Genomic DNA, 16,014 nt, shown 5'->3' on the forward strand with positions numbered 1-16,014 from the left:
GATCGGGGTGGGGGTCAGCCGCGGGCGCCGGTCAGGTGCTCGACCGCGAGCTGGTGGAGGCGTACGTAGCCGTAGTTGCGCTCCGAGGGACCGGTGAGGTCGAGGCCTTCGTAGACGGAGGGATCGGCGAGGAACGACTCGAGGGACTCGTCGGCGCCCAGTGTGGGCTCGGCGAGCTCGTGCACTCCGGCGTACGCGAGGGCCTCCTGGACCTCCGGGTCGGCCCGGAAGGCCAGGGCACGCTCCTTGAGGATCAGGTACATCCGCATGTTCGCCAGCGCCGAGTCCCACACGCCGGTGACGTGGTCGGTGCGCGAGGTCTTGTAGTCGAAGTGACGAGCACCCTCGTACGCCCCCGGCTTGGACGGGAAGCCGTTCTCCAGCAGGTCGACGGTGAAGAAGGCACTGATCAGGTTGCCGTGGCCGAAGACCAGGTCCTGGTCGTACATCGGGCCGTTCTGGCCGTTGAGGTCGATATGGAAGAGCTTCTCCGACCAGAGCGCCTGGGCGAGGCCGTGGGTGTAGTTGAGGGTGGCCATCTGCTCGTGGCCGGTCTCGGGGTTGAGGCCGACGACGTCGCCGTTGTCGAGGCGCTGGATGAAGGCCAGGGCGTGGCCGATGGTCGGCAGGAAGATGTCACCACGGGGCTCGTTCGGCTTGGGCTCCAGGCCGATCCGCAGGTCGTAGCCCTGCGACTTGATGTAGCCGGCGACGGTGTCGATGCCCTCGGCGTAGCGCTCCAGCGCGGCGTGCAGGTCCTTCGAGGAGTCGTACTCGGCGCCCTCACGCCCGCCCCACATGACGAAGGTGGTGGCACCCAGCTCGGCGGCGAGGTCGACGTTGCGCAGCACCTTGCGCAGGCCGTAGCGGCGGACCCGGCGGTCGTTCGAGGTGAACGCCCCGTCCTTGAACACCGGCTCGGCGAACGTGTCCGTGGTGACCATCTCGCAGACCATCCCGGTCTCGTCGATGGTCTTCTTCAGCGTGCAGATCAGGTCGTCGCGCTCGGCGGGGGTCGCATCGAAGGGGATCACGTCGTTGTCGTGGAACGTGAAGCCCCAGGCGCCGAGCTCCTTGAGCTTGCGGATCGAGTCGAACGGGTCGAGGTCGGGCCGGGAGGCTTTGCCGAACTGGTCGCGTGCCGGCCAGCCGACGGTCCACAGGCCGAACGAGAACTTGTCCGCAGGGGTGGGGTTGAGCATGGGATGGTCCCTTCAACGTCTTTGTTAGTAAGCGAAACTAACGTAACCTTGAGGAAGGGATCTGTGCAAGCCCCCGGCGGCAGTTCGTGATGTCATGTGGCTCACTTCCCGTCGGGAGGACAGGCAGCCGCCGGAGGCCGCCCCCGGCATAGGGTGGTGGAGCCGTGCACGGCACGACGCAGGCAACGGCGCGGGAGGAGAAGCGATGAAGCCCACAGTCAGGGGCAGCACGCTGTCGGCGGTCCTGCGCAGTGCTGTCCTCGGTCCGCAGCTCCGCTCCCGCGCCGACATCGCCCAGGACACCGGACTGACGAAACCCACCGTCTCCAAGCTCGTCGAGCAGCTGATGGCCGCGGGGGTGCTCGCGGACGGCGAGGCGGTCTCGCGCGGGACGGGGCGTCCCTCAACACCCCTGGTGCTCCCGCCCCAGGGCGTCGTGGGGATCGGGGTCGAGATCGCGTCCGATCACCTGGGGGTCCGCGCCGTCGACCTGCGTGGCGCCACCGTCGACGAGCGACGCTCCCTGGTCCCCACGCTGGAGGAGGAACCCGGCGCGACTGTCGATCGCACCGTCGCCCTGCTGCTCGACGTGCTCTCCGGCGTGTCCGGTCGAGCGGTCTCGGGCGTGTGTGTGTCCGTTCCCGGGCGGCTGTCCGTCGATCGGACCACCGTCCTCTCGGCCCCCAACCTGTCCTGGACGGACGTCCCGCTGCTGTCCCTGCTGGCCGGGCATCCGTCCCTCGCGCGTCATCCCGCGCTGCACGCCGCGCCGGTGACACCCCTCAGCGTGCACAACGACTCCCAGCTGGCGGCCGAGTTCGAGCTCAGCCATCGTGGCGACGCCTCGTTCATGTACGTCTTCGGCGAGACCGGCATCGGCGGCGCGATCGTCATCGACGGCGAGCTGTACGTCGGCACCAACGGCTGGGCCGGGGAGATCGGTCACGTGGCCGTCGAGGTCGGCGGGGCCCGCTGCCGGTGCGGACGCCGCGGCTGCCTGGAAGCCCATGCGTCGTACGACGCCCTGCGCTCCCGCGCCGACCTCGGGCCGGACGTGCCGATCCACGAGGTGGTCGACACCCTCGCCCGCAGGCTGGGCGACAGGCGGGCCGTCATCGAGATGATCGGCGTGCCGTTGGGTTACGCCCTTGCGAACACCCTGAACGTGCTCGACCTGTCCACCGTCGTGCTCGGCGGATACTTCGCCCCCATCGCCGGCGAATTGGAGCCGGTCCTGCACCAGGTGTTCCGAGAGCGCGCGCTGGCGGAGGAACACGGTCAGGTGCGCGTGGGGCGCGCCGTCGATGACGCCCACCCGGCCCTGTCGGGCGCCACCCGCACCGCCCTCGACCCCGTGCTCAACCACACCCCGGAGTGGATCGCGGCGATGGCGCATGACGCGGGGGCGACGCTGCGGCCCTGAGAGGAGCCTTGGCGCCAGGTGTCGGCCTGGCCGGCGAAACCGTCGACAGACCCGGCACTGCGGGCCACTGTGGAACTGGAACGCTTGCCCTCGATGTCCATCGGAGGTTCCCGATGACGACCGACCACAGACCGCCTCGACGCGTGACGACGGTCCTCGGATGGATCGCCACCGCCGCGATGACGATCGCGGGCATCATCGGGGTCTACGAGTCGATCAGCGGCGCGGGAGGCTGACCTTCTCGACGGCCCGTGCCGGGGAGACGAAGGGCCAGAACGCGAACCCGTCGGTCATCACGGACAGCAGCGGGAAGGTGACGCCCAGCAGCGCGGAGGCGAGCCAGACCTCACCCTGGAAGCCCGGGGCGCCGAACGGGACGGTCCCCGACACGAGGGGCATCACCAGCACGTACAGCCGGCCGAGCAGTACGCCCACCACCGCCGCGAGCACGGCGGACACGAGACCACGAGCCGGCTGCGCACCGGGCAGCGGCAGACGCCCCTGCAGGACGTTCAGCACCACGATGGATCCGAACAGGAACGCCACCGTGACGCCGGTGAGGAAGGACGGCCAAGGCATCGCGAACACGCCGATCCCGATGACCAGCGCGATGCCCGTCAGCATCGCGATGACGACGGTGGAGGCGAACGCCCGGAGGGCGGGGACTCGCATCACCCGCTCCCCCAGCGGCCAGAACCCGAGGTGCAGCACCAGCAGTCCCGCCGCCATCGTCGTCACCACGGTGGTCAGCACGGCCCAGATGTCGAACGGTCCGTGCGGGTCCAGGGCGGCGACGTACGCGGGCCCTCCGACGAAGGACCCGTAGTTGGCCAGCAGCAGGTAGGTCAGGACCGACAGCACGTACGCCACCACCATCAGCACCACCCCACCGAGCACCGGTGAGGGGATCGACCGGAACGGCCAGCCGCCCCAGACCACGGCCAGGAGGAAGGTGAACGGCACCGCCATGATGGCGATGTGCGCCACGTTCGGGGTCGGCGGCGTGAGGCCACCCCCGAGCAGCACCACGAGCAGGACGGCGATCACCGCAGCGGTCGCCAGCGCGAGGCCGAGGAAGGCGAGACCACGCCAGGGCTGACCCAGGCGTGCGATCGAGCGCGGGTGCTCGGTCTGCCAGAACGCACCGATGACGAAGAGTGCCGGCACGCCGCAGACCAGCAGGTACGACACCCAGTCCCGGAAGGTCGGCCAGGAGAAGAGCGAGATGAACCCCAGGGAGAGGAGGACGGCAACGGCCAGGACCAGGGCGCCGAGCACCGGCTGGGCCACGGGCTGGCGGAGAGGGGTCGGCTCGGTGTCGCTCATCTGGGTCCACTCCTGGGCACCTGGGTCCATCCTGGCGAAGGACGGACGGTTGAATCTTGAAGGATTCCCTCAGCCTACAGTTCCGATCGTCATCCGGGCCCCCTTCGTTCGTGACCGCGGTACGCGGCCTACGCTGGTCCGTACCTCCCCGGAACAAAGGATGACCAGGTGGACACCGACCCGACTGCCGCCGATCGCCGCGACCATGGCCCCGACGTGCTGGTCTGCGACCTCGACGGGACGATCGTCTTCGACGGGGTCGTTCCTCCGGCCGAGGCCGACGCGCTGTGGGCCTGGACTGAGGCGGGGAACATCCTGGTCCTCGACACCGGCAAATCCGTCGACGCGACGCGCCGGGTCTGGGGTCGTGACCTCCCGCGCCCGGACTACGTCATCGCCTTCACCGGAGCGGTGATCACCGACGGCGACCTGGTGCCGCTGTCGGTGTCGGCGCACGACCCGTCGCTGTTCCCCGACGTCTTCCGGGTGGTCCGCGACGAGCGGGTCGCCCTCTACGCCTCGACCATCGAGCGGGACTACGAGGTCTTCAACGCCGCCGGCACCCACTCGATGATCCTGCCGGCCTTCGAACCGGCCGAAGCGGACTGGGTGTCCACGCAGGAGCTCTTCGGCATCCCGCTGCTCGTCCCCGATGACGACGACCGCGACCGGCTGGAGGCGAGGTTGACCAGCGTGGCCGGGCCCCGCGGGGTCGTGCATCGCAACCAGATCTTCCTGGATGTCGTCCCCCGGGAGCGACGAAGGGTCTGGGCCTGCGCCGGTTGCTGCAGGATCTGATCCCCGATCACGGGCCGGTGCACACCGTGGGTGACTCCTGGAACGACCTGTCCATGCATGCGGAGGCGGACCATCCGATCGCCTTGCGGCATTCCCCGCCGGAGGTCGTCGCCGTGTGCGAGCAGGCCGTCCCCAGCGCGAGCGCGTACATCGACCTACTCCTGGGGCGGGGCCGAGACTGACTCCGAGCCCGGGTGCCGCCGGCCGAACGGACCGTGCCTTCGGCCGCGGGAGGCGACCACCTAGAATCGTGTCGTGCGGATCGCCCGGCGACCGCGCGGCATCGCAGCCCGGTCGGGCCTTCGTGCGCCCGAGCACCGGCCACCTCCACCGGTGCGGCACCGCAGGAGAACTCGCGTGACACACCCCGCCCCGACGGACCTCTCGGCCCTGCCGGACCTCGACGACGTACGCCTCGTCATCGCCGACATGGACGGCACCCTGCTCGACGACGAGGGCCGGGTCCCCGAGGGGCTGTGGGCACTGCTGGGTCGGCTGGCGGAGCGCGGCATCGCGTTCGCCCCGGCCAGCGGACGCCAGTACGCCACCCTGCGGCGGACGTTCGAGCGCTCGAGCGAGGGGATGGTCTTCATCGCCGAGAACGGGTCGTACGTGGTCCGTGATGACCGCGAGGTCAGCTCGGTCACCCTGGATCGGCCCTTCGTCGAGGACACCATCCGCCGGGTCCGTGACCTCGCCGATCAGGGCCGCGACGTCGGCACCGTGCTCTGCGGCAAGCGGTCGGCCTACATCGAGCGCACCGACCCCCGCTTCGTCGCGCAGGCCGAGCCGTACTACGCGGCCCTGGCGACGGTCGATGACCTGCTGGAGCCCGAGGACGAGATCCTGAAGATCGCCGTCTTCGACTTCACCGACTCCGCCGCGACGGCCGCCGCCCTGGCACCGCTGCGTGCCACTCACCAGGTCATCCCCTCCAGCCACCACTGGGTCGACCTGATGGCTCCGGCGGTCAACAAGGGCGCAGCCATCGGTCGGCTGCAGCAGGCGATGGGGATCGGCCCGTCCAACACCCTCGCCTTCGGCGACTACCTCAACGACCTGGAGATGATGGGCGCGGTCGAGCACTCGTTCGCCATGGCGAACGCGCACCCGGACGTCCTGTCCGCGGCCCGCTACGTCGCCCCGTCGAACGCCGAGCACGGCGTGATCCGCGTCCTGTCCGCCCTGCTGGCGCGGGACGCGTTCGTCCGCGTCTGAGTCTGCCGCGGCCCGTGCGGTCCGGATCCTACCTCGCCAGCCGCACCGGGATCCGGCGGGAGCCGAAGTGCCCCGGCTTGGCCGCGAACCGTCCCGGGATCGCCGTCCCGCAGTCGGGGCACCGACCGTCGGCGGTGAGCCGGTAGCTGCGCAGGTCGTACCAGTCGCGGACGATGAGCTCGCCGTGGCAGGTCGGGCAGTAGGTGGTGTCCCCCTCGCGGTGGTGGACGTTGCCGGTGTAGACGAAGTGCAGCCCGGTCTCCAGGGCGATGTCACGGGCCCGGATCAGCGTCTCGCGCGGCGTCGACGGGACGTCCTGCATCCGCCAATCAGGGTGGAACGCCGAGAAGTGCAGCGGCACGTCCGGCCCGAGCTCGTCCAGGATCCACCGCGTCATCGCGCGCAACTCGTCGTCACCGTCGTTCTGGCCGGGGATCAGCAGCGTGGTGATTTCGAACCATACCGATGTCTCGTGTTTGAGGTAGACAAGCGTATCGAGCACTGTCTGCAGGTGACCGCCGGTGAGCTGCTGGTAGAACTCCTCGGTGAAACCCTTGAGATCCACGTTGGCCGCGTCCATCACCGCATAGAGGTCCTTGCGCGCCTGGCCCTGGATATATCCCGCGGTGACCGCCACGGTGTGCACTCCCCGTTCCCGGCAGGCGACAGCCGTGTCGATCGCATACTCGGCGAAGATCGTCGGGTCGTTGTAGGTGAAGGCGACGGACTCACAGCCGTACGTCTGGGCCGCCAGGGCCAGTTGCTCGGGCGAGGCCTGGTCCATCAGTCGGTCCATCTCGCGCGACTTGCTGATGTCCCAGTTCTGACAGAACTTGCAGCCCAGGTTGCAGCCCGCTGTCCCGAAGGAGAGCACCGAACTGCCCGGATAGAAGTGGTTGAGCGGCTTCTTCTCGATCGGGTCGATGCAGAAGCCGGACGATCGCCCGTACGTGGTGAGGACGATCTCGTCGCCCTCACGCATCCGGACGAAGCAGAAGCCGCGCTGCCCGTCACGCAGGTGACACTCGCGCGGGCAGACGTCGCACTGGATCCGCCCGTCGTCGAGGGCGTGCCAGTAGCGGGCGGGGTGGGAGGTCTCGGGGACGGACATGACGGTGTTCCTCCTCCCGAGCAGTGCCGTACGTCTCCGGCCGGCCCCGGAGGGGCCTGATCCTGCAGCCGGAACCTCCGTGCCATCCCGAACAGGGATCACGACCGGAGCGGCGGCGCTCGGTGATACGAGCAAATTGTAGCCAGGCCCAACAGCCCGGAATCCGTTCGCAAGGGCCCCGAGTATGGGACTCTGAGCGCAGCCTGTCCCTCGACAGGAACTCCCACAGAAGGGAAGCCCGATGAAGCGTGCCCTCGCGACGCTCCTCGCGTCCGCAGCCCTCGTCACCTCGGCCGCCATCGCGGCCCCGACCGCCCACGCCGCGGCAAAGGTCAATTACCTCGCGCTCGGCGATTCCTACCCGTACGGACAGGGCCTCTCTCCGGCCCAGGCGTACCCCGCCGTCCTGCAGAGCAGGTACTCATCCTCGGTATCGCTCACCAACAACGCCGCCTCCGGCGCCACCACCACGGCCGTTCTCGGCCAGATCATTCCCGACAAGGCCACGGTCATCACGCTCACCGCCGGCGCCGATGACCTGAACTGGACGGGCGTCCTGCAGAGCTGTCTGGGGAGCGCCACCTGCACCCCGCCCAGCGGCACCGCCCTGTCCACGATGTCGGTCAACCTCGCCAAGGACATCACCGTCGCCCAGCAGAAGAACCCGCGGGCGAAGATCCTGGTCACCGGCTATCCGGAACTTTTCGATGCGTCGGCGGCGGCTTACGACGAATTCGTCCTCAGGAGGCCGTGCACGATCGGCACATACTCCGGTCAGGCGGTCACCGTGTCAGGGAGCCAGGCGACCCAGGTCAATGCGATGGTCGACGCCGTGGACCTCGCGATCGCCAGCGGAGTCGCCCTCGCCCGGTACAACGGGGCCACGGCGAGCTACGTCAACGTTTCGCCCGCCTTCACCAACCATCGGCTCTGCGACACCTACCCATGGGTCTTCGACCTCGACACGCCTGCCGCGGCCTTCCATCCGAACGCAGCCGGACAGATGGCGTACGCCACGACTCTCAACAACGCCGGCTTCGGCACTGCGGTCACGTCCAGGTGACCCGGTCACGGCCACTACTCCTGAGGAGACACCCATGAAGCGACGCGCCATCCCGGCCCTCGCCCTCGCGGCGGCCCTGGCCGCCTCCGGGTTCGGGGCGGCCAGCGCCCAGGCAGCCGGGAAGAACTCGGCCGAGGTGACGTACATCGCCCTCGGCGACTCCTATCCGGCAGGCGCCGGGCTCACGACCGGTCAGGAGGCCTACCCTGCCCTGCTCGGCGACGTCCATTACGCCACGGTGGACGCGCACAGTGCCGCCGCCTCGGGCGACAGCACGTACGACGTCCTCTTCGACCACACGACCGGCGGAGCGAAGGTCGTCACCGTGACCGTGGGCGCCGACGACCTCGACTGGGGCAAGGCCCTGATGGGCGACCCCACCGCTCTGGCTGCGCTCCCTGACCGCATGCAAGCCCTGGCAGGGGTGCCCAACGGGGCCACCGCGCCCGACGGCGAGCCGGTGCTCAGCATCCCGGCGGTCATCGCCGGGATCCGTACCGCCAATCCTGACGCCACCATCCTGGTGACTAGTTACGTCCACCTGTTCGGGTCGGTCGCCACCAGCTGCACCATCGGTGGCCCGGCACCGGTATCGGCGGCTCAGGCGGCGTTCGCGAACAACGGGGTGGACCAGCTCAACGCCGTGATCAAGGGCGGCGTCATGGCGTACGACGCCGCCGCACACACGAACGCGGTGAAGTACGTCGACGCCACGGGTACCTTCGCCGGTCACGCCCTCTGCGACACCGACACACCGTGGCTGTTCGACATGACCAAGTCCGCTCCGTTCCACCTCACCGCCCGAGGTCAGAAGGCGTACGCCCAGGCCATCCAGCAGCAGGGCTTCCAGACCGCCGCGCTGGCCGCCTCCCGCAGCTGAGGCACCTTCGAGACACCCACGGGGCCCGGTCCGATCGGACCGGGCCCCGTGCCGTCCGGGACGCCGTACGGAACCTACTCTTGAGCCATCGGGCACTTCCGCACCGAAGGGTGGTGGCGACGTGGGCGGGGATATCCGCATCGGCCGGATCGCCGGTATCGACATCAAGCTCCACTGGAGCCTGCTGGTCGTCTTCGCGCTGATCGCCTGGAGCCTGGCGACCGGCGGGACCAGCGGCACGGCGACCGGGGGCACCGCGGCGGACTGGACGGCAGCGGTGATCGCGACCGCGCTGTTCTTCGGCGCTCTGCTCGCGCACGAGTTGGGCCACGCTCTGCTCGCGCAGCGCAAGGGACTGGAGGTCGAGGGCATCACCCTGTGGGTGTTCGGCGGCGTGTCCACCCTCAAGGGGGAGGCCCACACGGCCAAGGATGAGTTCCGGATCGCCGTGATCGGACCGCTGGTCAGCCTTGCTGCCGCCGCGGTGTTCGAAGCGGCCGCCGTCGCGATGAGCGCTCTCGGCACCCCGCAGGACGCCATTGCGGTGGCCCAGTGGCTGGCCGTGATGAACGTCATCCTGGCCGTCTTCAACCTGCTGCCGGCGTTCCCCCTGGACGGCGGCCGGGTCTTCCGGGCATGGCTGTGGCAGCGGCGCGGCGATCGCGCCGCTGCCACCCGCTCCGCCGCTGCCGTGGGCCGGACCTTCGGTTTCGTGCTGATCGGGCTCGGCGCCCTGTTGTTCCTCCTCGGCGCCCCGCTCAACGGCGTCTGGCTGGTGGTGCTCGGCTGGTTCCTCTTCGGCGCAGCCCGGGCCGAGGAGTCGCACGTCCTGCTCACGGCCGCCCTACGCAACATCCGCGTCCACCACGTCATGAGCGCCAACCCCGTCGTCCTGCCGGCCACGATGAGTGTGCAGGACTACGTCGCGCACGCCCTGGACTCCCGGTTCACCGCCTTCCCCGTGGTGGAGGCGACGGGCCGGGTCGACGGGCTGGTCACCCTGCGACGGGTGAAGGCGGCGATGGCGCGCGGCGAGGGAGACGTCACCTTGGCCCAGATCGCGATCCCCCTCGACCAGGTACCGACGCTCGCCCCGTACGACACCGCCACCAGCCTTCTCGAGCAGCTGCAGGGCGCCGCGGACGGACGGGCCCTGGTGTTCGACCACGGGGCACTGGTCGGGATCGTGACCCCCACGGACCTGCAACGGATGCTGGACCTGGCCCTGTTGCGCGGAGGAGACAGGGCCTCGGGCCGGTGATCAGCTGATCTTGCGCGGCAGGAACTTCTGCGCCGCGCTGGCATTGCCCTGGTAGACCCAGATGTTCGTCCCGTCCGAGGTGCCGGACGAGGCGACGTCGAGGTACAGGCCGTTCGCGCGGGACACGATGTAGTAGCTGCCATCCAGATCGCCGGTGGGTCGGACGATCCACCGCTGGGCCGAGCTCCCATTGGCCGTCCACTGCCAGACGTTCGTGCCACTGGTCATCCCCGAGTAGGCGACATCGACGACCTTGTTCGCACCGGTGCCGGTCCAGAGTTCGATCGCGCCGCCGCCGGCGTCCTTGACGGTGAAGCGTTGGGCCGCCGAGCCGTTCCACCCCCACAACCAGACGTCAGCGCCGTCGGCAGGGCTGGCCCACTGCACATCCACCACCTTGTCCGTGTCGAGTCTCGAGGCGAGGGCGTACGTACTTCCGGCCTGGGGCGGAGCGGCCAACTGGACCCCGTTGAACGCGAATCGCTGCGCCCCGGACCCGTTCGGCTGGTAGATCTGCACGTTGGTCCCCGCTGTGGTCCCCGAGCCCTGAACGTCCAGCACATAGCCCTCCTCCCCACCCGGACGGTCGGCGATCGCACGGATTCCGAGGGCGGAGGAGATGGTGTAGTTGTGGCCGTCGAACGTGGTGATCCGCCACTTCTGGCCGAGGAAGCGTTGGGCGAGTACTGCCACACGTTGGTCCCGTTGGCCGCGGCGCTGTACTGGACGTCGAGGGCCTTCAGGGAGTTCACGTTCGTGATGGTGTACAGACCGTCAGAGCCCCGGTGCACCCTGAAGGTCTGGGCCCCGGTGCTGTTCGGCGTCCACACCTGGACGTTGGCACCCGAGTCCAGCGACGACGAGGACACGTCGAGGGTCAGGGACTTGTTCGCGATGGTGTAATCGCCGTCCGGCAGGAGTGCACCCTTGTTGAAGTCCGCGTTGCCGAAGAGGGCCGCCAGCGCAGTGTTGCGTTGGGTGAGGTAGGTGCGCAGATGGCCGATGTCCTGAGCCGGGGTCGGGAAGACGAGACTCTCGTCGCTGTTGCCCCAGCGCAGCTTGTTCAGCACAGCGGAGCGGGCGACTTCGGCGGCGTACGCGTCGAGGTGCCCGGTGCCGGGCGTGAGGATCGCGGCGACCTCGGGGCCGACCACTGAGGCGTACGCCTCCTGCACCGCGCTCCGGAACGACTCATGCGCCATCAACTGGTTGATCCACTGGGGCTTCAGCCGGGTCGGCTTGGCGACGTAGATGTCCGTGGCAGGTGGACGGGAGTTCATCGATCCCAGGGCCCGGTCGAAGTCCCACATCGGGCCGGCCGCGAGCTTGCCTCCCTGGTCGAGGTGGAAGTACGTGCTGGACTTGAACCCGTCGTCGTTGGCCATCATCTCCTGCATGACGTAGTAACGGGCCCAGGAGGGGACGTCCATCAGCGCGGAGTAGTCCGTGCCATCGGCGTTCTTTCCCGTCGGTGAGTAGACGGCGTCCTCCAGCTTCTGCAGGCGGTTGCCGATGTAGGAGACCTCGGAAGCGTTCGCGTCCTCGGGCCCCTTCAGGACGAACGGCGTGCCGTGCCGGGTGATCACCGACGAGCGCTCGAGGCGGGCATCGGTCGCGAAGTCCATCTCCAGCAGGTAGCCGCTCTGGTCGTAGCCGGTCGGGGTGTTCGGGAACGGGACGTAGGTCGCCTCCTGCAGACCCGGTGCCCCGGACAGACTCGCCGTGGTCGTCGACGCGTAGGTGGTGATGCCGGGGTTCGCGGCCTCATTGGCCTTCTGCAGATCGGTGATCGCGACCCTCGTCGCCCCCACCTGGACCTTCTCGGTGAGGTAGTACGACCCGCGGAAGTCGCCGTCGATGAAGACGTCGACCATCCGGCCCTTGATCGACCAGTCCGGCGCTCCGGCCCGGGTCAGGGCCGCCCCCTCGAGGTTGTAGGCGAGTTCGTTGCGGACCAGGCTCGCATCGAGGTAGTTCGCGAGCAGGATCCAGGTCTTGTGCGCCCCGGCGTCGGGCACCAGTTCGGTGGAGGACGCGAGCTTGATCTGGTACGGCTTCTTGGGGTAGTTCCAGGTCGTGTTGCCTCGGCCCTTCATCTCGGCAAGGGCGTTGTTGTACGTCGTTGAGGCGTGGGCATCGACCATCGCCATCGTCGCGCCGGTGTCCTTGAAGTCCTTGTCGGCCTCGATCGGCGCGAGACCGGAGCCCGTCCTGACGTACATCGCGGGCAGTTGCGCGGACTGATGGACGGTGATGGGAGCAGTGGCCCCCGCACGGGTCAAGGTGACGGTGTAGTCACCCTTGGTGGTGCCGGCCTTGAGGGTGTAGTCCCCCGGCTGGAAGGCTTCGTGCGCTCCATTGTCGAGCACGACCCAGCCCGCCAGCTTGTCGACGGCGGCCGAGGCCGGGAGGTAGAGCACGCCCCCGACCGATACCGCGACGTCGTCCACTTGCGACCACGAACTCGGGTCCGTGTTGAGAGCGGCCGAGTTGCTGACGTTGTTGAAGACGATGCTGGTGACGCTCGCCGCCCGTGCCGGGCCAGCCAGGCCCACCACGGACGCGGCGACCAGTAGGACGGTGAGTGTGAGGCGGGACATCGTGGTGCGCGCGATGGACATCGGTCATCTCCCCCGGTGAGAAATTCCGGAGGGACGCCATCGGACGCGTCACCCGCAGCATCGGCGCTGGAGGAGCCTCGCCGCTCGCGTCCTCCCGGGCCGCTACGCGGATGCCACAGAATCTAAGGCAATTCTCAGGGTGATGCGCCGTGTCAGGGCGTGAAGTGGGCGACACCGGCGCCGCGCTACGTCAGGGAACGATGTGGTTGGCCGTGGCCCCCTGCGCATCGGTGTAGAGCGACTGGGTCTTGTTGGTGAACATCGGACCCTGCATGTACGACTGGCCCGCGTAGCCGTAGGAGTTCAGCGACATCAAGGTGCCCACACCGGCGGAGAAGGGCGCGAACCACGGGCCGCCAGAGCTGCCGCCGGTCATACTGCTCGCCACCCGGTAGGTGAGGTTGCCGTTGTTGGGGTCGGTGCCGAGCGGCCCTTCGCTGTAGATCAGTTGGCTGCCGTTGTACTTCTTGGCCGCCGGATACCCGAAGAGGTCGACCCTGGTGCCCGACGGCACCGGGCTGGAGAAGCTGATCGCCTGCGCCCCGACCTTGGTGTCGAGCTGCGAGGTACCGCCGAGGCCGCCCGGGCCGACCGTCGCGAAGGCGAAATCGTTCAGCGTGGCCGTGGTGTTGTAACTGGTCTGCTGGGTGAACGCCTGATCGACCGTCAGGGCCTGCGCCGTCCAGCAGCCGTAGGCCGTGCTGGCGCAGAAGCTCCCGTCGGCGGTGAGCGTGGCCGGCTTGTCGGCGTAGTCGGGGATGAACATCCAGTTCTTCGCCCAGTGCTGGGCCGGATCCGTCGCCGTCGAGTTGTCCCAGGCACAGTGTCCGGCGGTCAGGACAACAGAGGTCGAGGTATCGGCGTCCTTGACCACCGACCCGGAGCAGACGTAGTAGCTGGTCCCCATCGCGAAGAACACCTTGCCAGTGGTCGTCTGCACCAGACCACCGGAGGTCCAGACGGCACCCAGCACGCCCGTCGAGGTGGTCGTCGAGCCGGGGGCCCGGTTGGGCTGGAGGCTGAAGCGGCCCGTGGCCGGGTCCCGGACGAAGTCACGGGGGACCGCCTGCGCGATCCGGTCGGGAGTCCAGAAGTCGACGATCCGCTGATGCTCGGACCGCGCGTCCGGACTCGGCGGCGCCGCGGCTGCCCGTCCGGTCGATCCCAGCAGCGCTCCGGCGAGCGCGAGAGTCACGGCGAGCGTCGTGGCAAGGAGACGGGGCGGCTGCAGGCGCATGGGGGCTCCCGAACGGTGGAGGGGTGGGCACGACGCTGTGCCCAGCCACACCATAGGGCCGCTGTGTGAGGTCTGTCACCAGCCGGCTGCTGTGAGTGCCGCGCCCCGCCACCCGATGGGGTGGCGGGACCGCGTACGTTCCGGGATGGCCGTCCCGGGCCGTGTCCCTACTTGGCGCCCTCGCGCACCGGGATGTTCCGGGCGATCGGCTTGCTCACCGAGGCGAAGAAGTCGTTGCCCTTGTCGTCGACGATGATGAAGGCCGGGAAGTCCTCGACCTCGATGCGCCAGACGGCCTCCATGCCGAGCTCGGGGTACTCCAGCACCTCGACCTTCTTGATGCAGTCCTGGGCCAGCCGAGCGGCCGGGCCGCCGATCGAGCCGAGGTAGAAGCCACCGTGCTTCGCGCAGGCGTCCGTGACCGCCTTGGACCGGTTGCCCTTGGCCAGCATGATCATCGAACCGCCGGCGGCCTGGAACTGGTCGACGTACGAGTCCATCCGGCCCGCCGTGGTCGGGCCGAAGGAGCCGGAGGCCATCCCCTGCGGGGTCTTCGCCGGGCCCGCGTAGTAGACCGGGTGGTCCTTCAGGTACTGCGGCATCTCCTCGCCGGCGTCCAGCCGCTCCCGGATCTTCGCGTGGGCGATGTCGCGGGCGACGACCAGGGTGCCGGTCAGCGCCAGCCGGGTCTTCACCGGATAGTTGGTCAGCTCGGCGAGCACCTCGGCCATCGGGCGGTTGAGGTCGACCTGGACGGCCTCGTCCTCACTGCCGACGTGTTCGTGGGTGACGTCGGGCAGGTAGTGGCCCGGCTCGAACTCCAATTGCTCGAGGAAGACGCCCTCGGGGGTGATCTTGCCCTTGCACTGCCGGTCGGCGGAGCAGGAGACCGCGACGGCGACCGGCAGGGACGCGCCGTGGCGCGGCAGGCGGATCACCCGGACGTCGTGGCAGAAGTACTTGCCACCGAACTGGGCGCCGATGCCGAAGTCCTGGGTGAGCTTGAGGACCTTCTGCTCCATGTCGAGGTCACGGAAGCCGTGGCCGCTCGCGGAGCCCTCGGTGGGCAGCGTGTCGAGGTACTTGGCCGAGGCGTACTTGGCCGCCTTCAGCGCGGCCTCGGCGGAGGTGCCGCCGATCACCACGGCGAGGTGGTACGGCGGGCAGGCGGCGGTGCCGAGCGTCCGCAACTTCTCGTCGAGGAAGTTCATCATGGCGTCCTCGTTGAGGATCGCCTTGGTCTCCTGGTAGAGGTACGACTTGTTGGCCGAGCCGCCGCCCTTGGCCATGAAGAGGAACTCGTACTCGGTCTCGTGACCCGGGTGCGTGTCGGCGGCGATGTCGATCTGGGCCGGCAGGTTGCAGCCGGTGTTCTTCTCGTCCCACATCGTCAACGGCGCGTTCTGCGAGTAGCGCAGATTGAGCCGGGTGTACGCGTTGTACACGCCCTGCGAGATCGGCACCTCGTCCTGGACGGAGGTCAGCACGTGCTGGCCGCGGTGGGCGGAGACGATCGCGGTCCCGGTGTCCTGACACATCGGCAGCACACCGCCGGAGGCGATGTTGGCGTTCTTCAGCAGGTCGAGCGCCACGAACTTGTCGTTGTTCGACGCCTCCGGGTCGCCCAGGATCTTCTGCAGTTGGGCGAGGTGGGCCGGACGCAGGAAGTGCGCGATGTCGTGCATCGCCGTCTCCGTGAGCAGCGTGATGGCCTCCGGGTCGACCTCGAGGAACGTACGCCCGCCTGGCCCTTCCACGGTCCGCACGCCCTCGGTGGTGAGCAGGCGGTACGGCGTCTCGTCCGGCTTGGCGGCCGGCAGCATGTCCTCATAGAAGAACTCGGTCACGGATCACTCCTTCGTGCGGATCACGGT

13 protein-coding genes and 1 pseudogene are annotated in these 16,014 nt (G+C 68.8%); 7 read left to right on the forward strand and 7 right to left on the reverse strand.

Annotated elements, in window-relative coordinates; translation table 11 throughout:
* Window positions 1-14 precede the first annotated feature (14 nt).
* Window positions 15-1,202 carry a xylose isomerase gene (gene xylA / locus Rai3103_RS05930; RefSeq protein ID WP_153571809.1) on the reverse strand — a complete coding sequence of 396 codons (1,188 nt, stop codon included), beginning with the start codon at window positions 1,200-1,202 and terminating at the stop codon, window positions 15-17.
* Window positions 1,203-1,407: 205 nt separating this feature from the next.
* Here xylA and Rai3103_RS05935 point away from each other — a divergent pair, with 205 nt between their 5' ends.
* Entirely contained in the window at window positions 1,408-2,625 is a 1,218-nt protein-coding gene (locus Rai3103_RS05935; protein ID WP_194793289.1) for an ROK family protein, read from the forward strand.
* A 216-nt stretch (window positions 2,626-2,841) separates the two neighbouring features.
* On the opposite strand, the gene Rai3103_RS05940 is transcribed toward Rai3103_RS05935, so the two are convergent.
* On the reverse strand, window positions 2,842-3,951 hold the full coding sequence (locus Rai3103_RS05940; protein WP_153571811.1) for a hypothetical protein: 1,110 nt from the start codon (window positions 3,949-3,951) through the stop codon (window positions 2,842-2,844).
* A gap of 168 nt (window positions 3,952-4,119) precedes the next feature.
* On the opposite strand from Rai3103_RS05940, the gene Rai3103_RS05945 reads away from it, so the two are divergent.
* The 3 genes from Rai3103_RS05945 to Rai3103_RS05955 all read left to right on the forward strand — a co-directional run bounded on the left by Rai3103_RS05945 (window position 4,120) and on the right by Rai3103_RS05955 (window position 5,967).
* Entirely contained in the window at window positions 4,120-4,749 is a 630-nt protein-coding gene (locus Rai3103_RS05945) for an HAD family hydrolase (protein ID WP_153571812.1), read from the forward strand.
* A complete protein-coding gene (locus Rai3103_RS05950; protein ID WP_194793290.1) occupies window positions 4,734-4,931 on the forward strand; it encodes a hypothetical protein in 198 nt (65 codons plus the stop codon). Before Rai3103_RS05945 ends, Rai3103_RS05950 begins: the two co-directional genes overlap by 16 nt.
* A gap of 175 nt (window positions 4,932-5,106) precedes the next feature.
* Entirely contained in the window at window positions 5,107-5,967 is an 861-nt protein-coding gene (locus tag Rai3103_RS05955) for a Cof-type HAD-IIB family hydrolase (RefSeq protein WP_228489218.1), read from the forward strand.
* Window positions 5,968-5,995: 28 nt separating this feature from the next.
* On the opposite strand, the gene amrS is transcribed toward Rai3103_RS05955, so the two are convergent.
* A complete protein-coding gene (gene amrS / locus Rai3103_RS05960; RefSeq protein ID WP_153571814.1) occupies window positions 5,996-7,078 on the reverse strand; it encodes an AmmeMemoRadiSam system radical SAM enzyme in 1,083 nt (360 codons plus the stop codon).
* A 241-nt stretch (window positions 7,079-7,319) separates the two neighbouring features.
* Between amrS and Rai3103_RS05965 the strand changes: the two genes are divergently transcribed.
* From Rai3103_RS05965 to Rai3103_RS05975, 3 genes are all read left to right on the forward strand, one after another.
* On the forward strand, window positions 7,320-8,141 hold the full coding sequence (locus Rai3103_RS05965; protein WP_153571815.1) for an SGNH/GDSL hydrolase family protein: 822 nt from the start codon (window positions 7,320-7,322) through the stop codon (window positions 8,139-8,141).
* A gap of 34 nt (window positions 8,142-8,175) precedes the next feature.
* On the forward strand, window positions 8,176-9,021 hold the full coding sequence (locus tag Rai3103_RS05970; protein ID WP_153571816.1) for a GDSL-type esterase/lipase family protein: 846 nt from the start codon (window positions 8,176-8,178) through the stop codon (window positions 9,019-9,021).
* 121 nt (window positions 9,022-9,142) lie between these two features.
* Window positions 9,143-10,282, forward strand: a complete 1,140-nt coding sequence (locus Rai3103_RS05975; protein WP_153571817.1) for a site-2 protease family protein — start codon at window positions 9,143-9,145, stop codon at window positions 10,280-10,282.
* Here the strand turns inward: Rai3103_RS05975 and Rai3103_RS17620 are convergent, their stop codons facing one another.
* From Rai3103_RS17620 to Rai3103_RS05995, 4 genes and pseudogenes are all read right to left on the reverse strand, one after another.
* Window positions 10,283-10,975 (reverse strand): RICIN domain-containing protein, encoded by a 693-nt coding sequence (locus Rai3103_RS17620; RefSeq protein ID WP_153571818.1) that lies wholly within the window; start codon window positions 10,973-10,975, stop codon window positions 10,283-10,285.
* A 2-nt stretch (window positions 10,976-10,977) separates the two neighbouring features.
* Window positions 10,978-12,903, reverse strand: a pseudogene (locus Rai3103_RS17625) (CotH kinase family protein); the annotation flags it as partial.
* Between the two features lie 190 nt (window positions 12,904-13,093).
* Window positions 13,094-14,140 carry a trypsin-like serine peptidase gene (locus Rai3103_RS05990; protein ID WP_153571820.1) on the reverse strand — a complete coding sequence of 349 codons (1,047 nt, stop codon included), beginning with the start codon at window positions 14,138-14,140 and terminating at the stop codon, window positions 13,094-13,096.
* 167 nt (window positions 14,141-14,307) lie between these two features.
* Window positions 14,308-15,987, reverse strand: a complete 1,680-nt coding sequence (locus Rai3103_RS05995) for a fumarate hydratase (protein WP_153571821.1) — start codon at window positions 15,985-15,987, stop codon at window positions 14,308-14,310.
* Window positions 15,988-16,014: the final 27 nt, after the last annotated feature.

The organism is Raineyella fluvialis, assembly GCF_009646095.1.
Classification (GTDB): Bacteria; Actinomycetota; Actinomycetes; order Propionibacteriales; family Propionibacteriaceae; genus Raineyella; species Raineyella fluvialis.

What these genes read in the sequence shown, in the direction of transcription:
- Rai3103_RS05935 (WP_194793289.1), top strand. Translation starts at nt 1,408, where the DNA reads ATGAAGCCCACAGTCAGGGGCAGCACGCTGTCGGCGGTCCTGCGCAGT.
- xylA (WP_153571809.1), bottom strand. Translation starts at nt 1,202, where the DNA reads ATGCTCAACCCCACCCCTGCGGACAAGTTCTCGTTCGGCCTGTGGACC.
- Rai3103_RS05970 (WP_153571816.1), top strand. Translation starts at nt 8,176, where the DNA reads ATGAAGCGACGCGCCATCCCGGCCCTCGCCCTCGCGGCGGCCCTGGCC.
- Rai3103_RS05965 (WP_153571815.1), top strand. Translation starts at nt 7,320, where the DNA reads ATGAAGCGTGCCCTCGCGACGCTCCTCGCGTCCGCAGCCCTCGTCACC.
- Rai3103_RS05940 (WP_153571811.1), bottom strand. Translation starts at nt 3,951, where the DNA reads ATGAGCGACACCGAGCCGACCCCTCTCCGCCAGCCCGTGGCCCAGCCG.
- amrS (WP_153571814.1), bottom strand. Translation starts at nt 7,078, where the DNA reads ATGTCCGTCCCCGAGACCTCCCACCCCGCCCGCTACTGGCACGCCCTC.
- Rai3103_RS05990 (WP_153571820.1), bottom strand. Translation starts at nt 14,140, where the DNA reads ATGCGCCTGCAGCCGCCCCGTCTCCTTGCCACGACGCTCGCCGTGACT.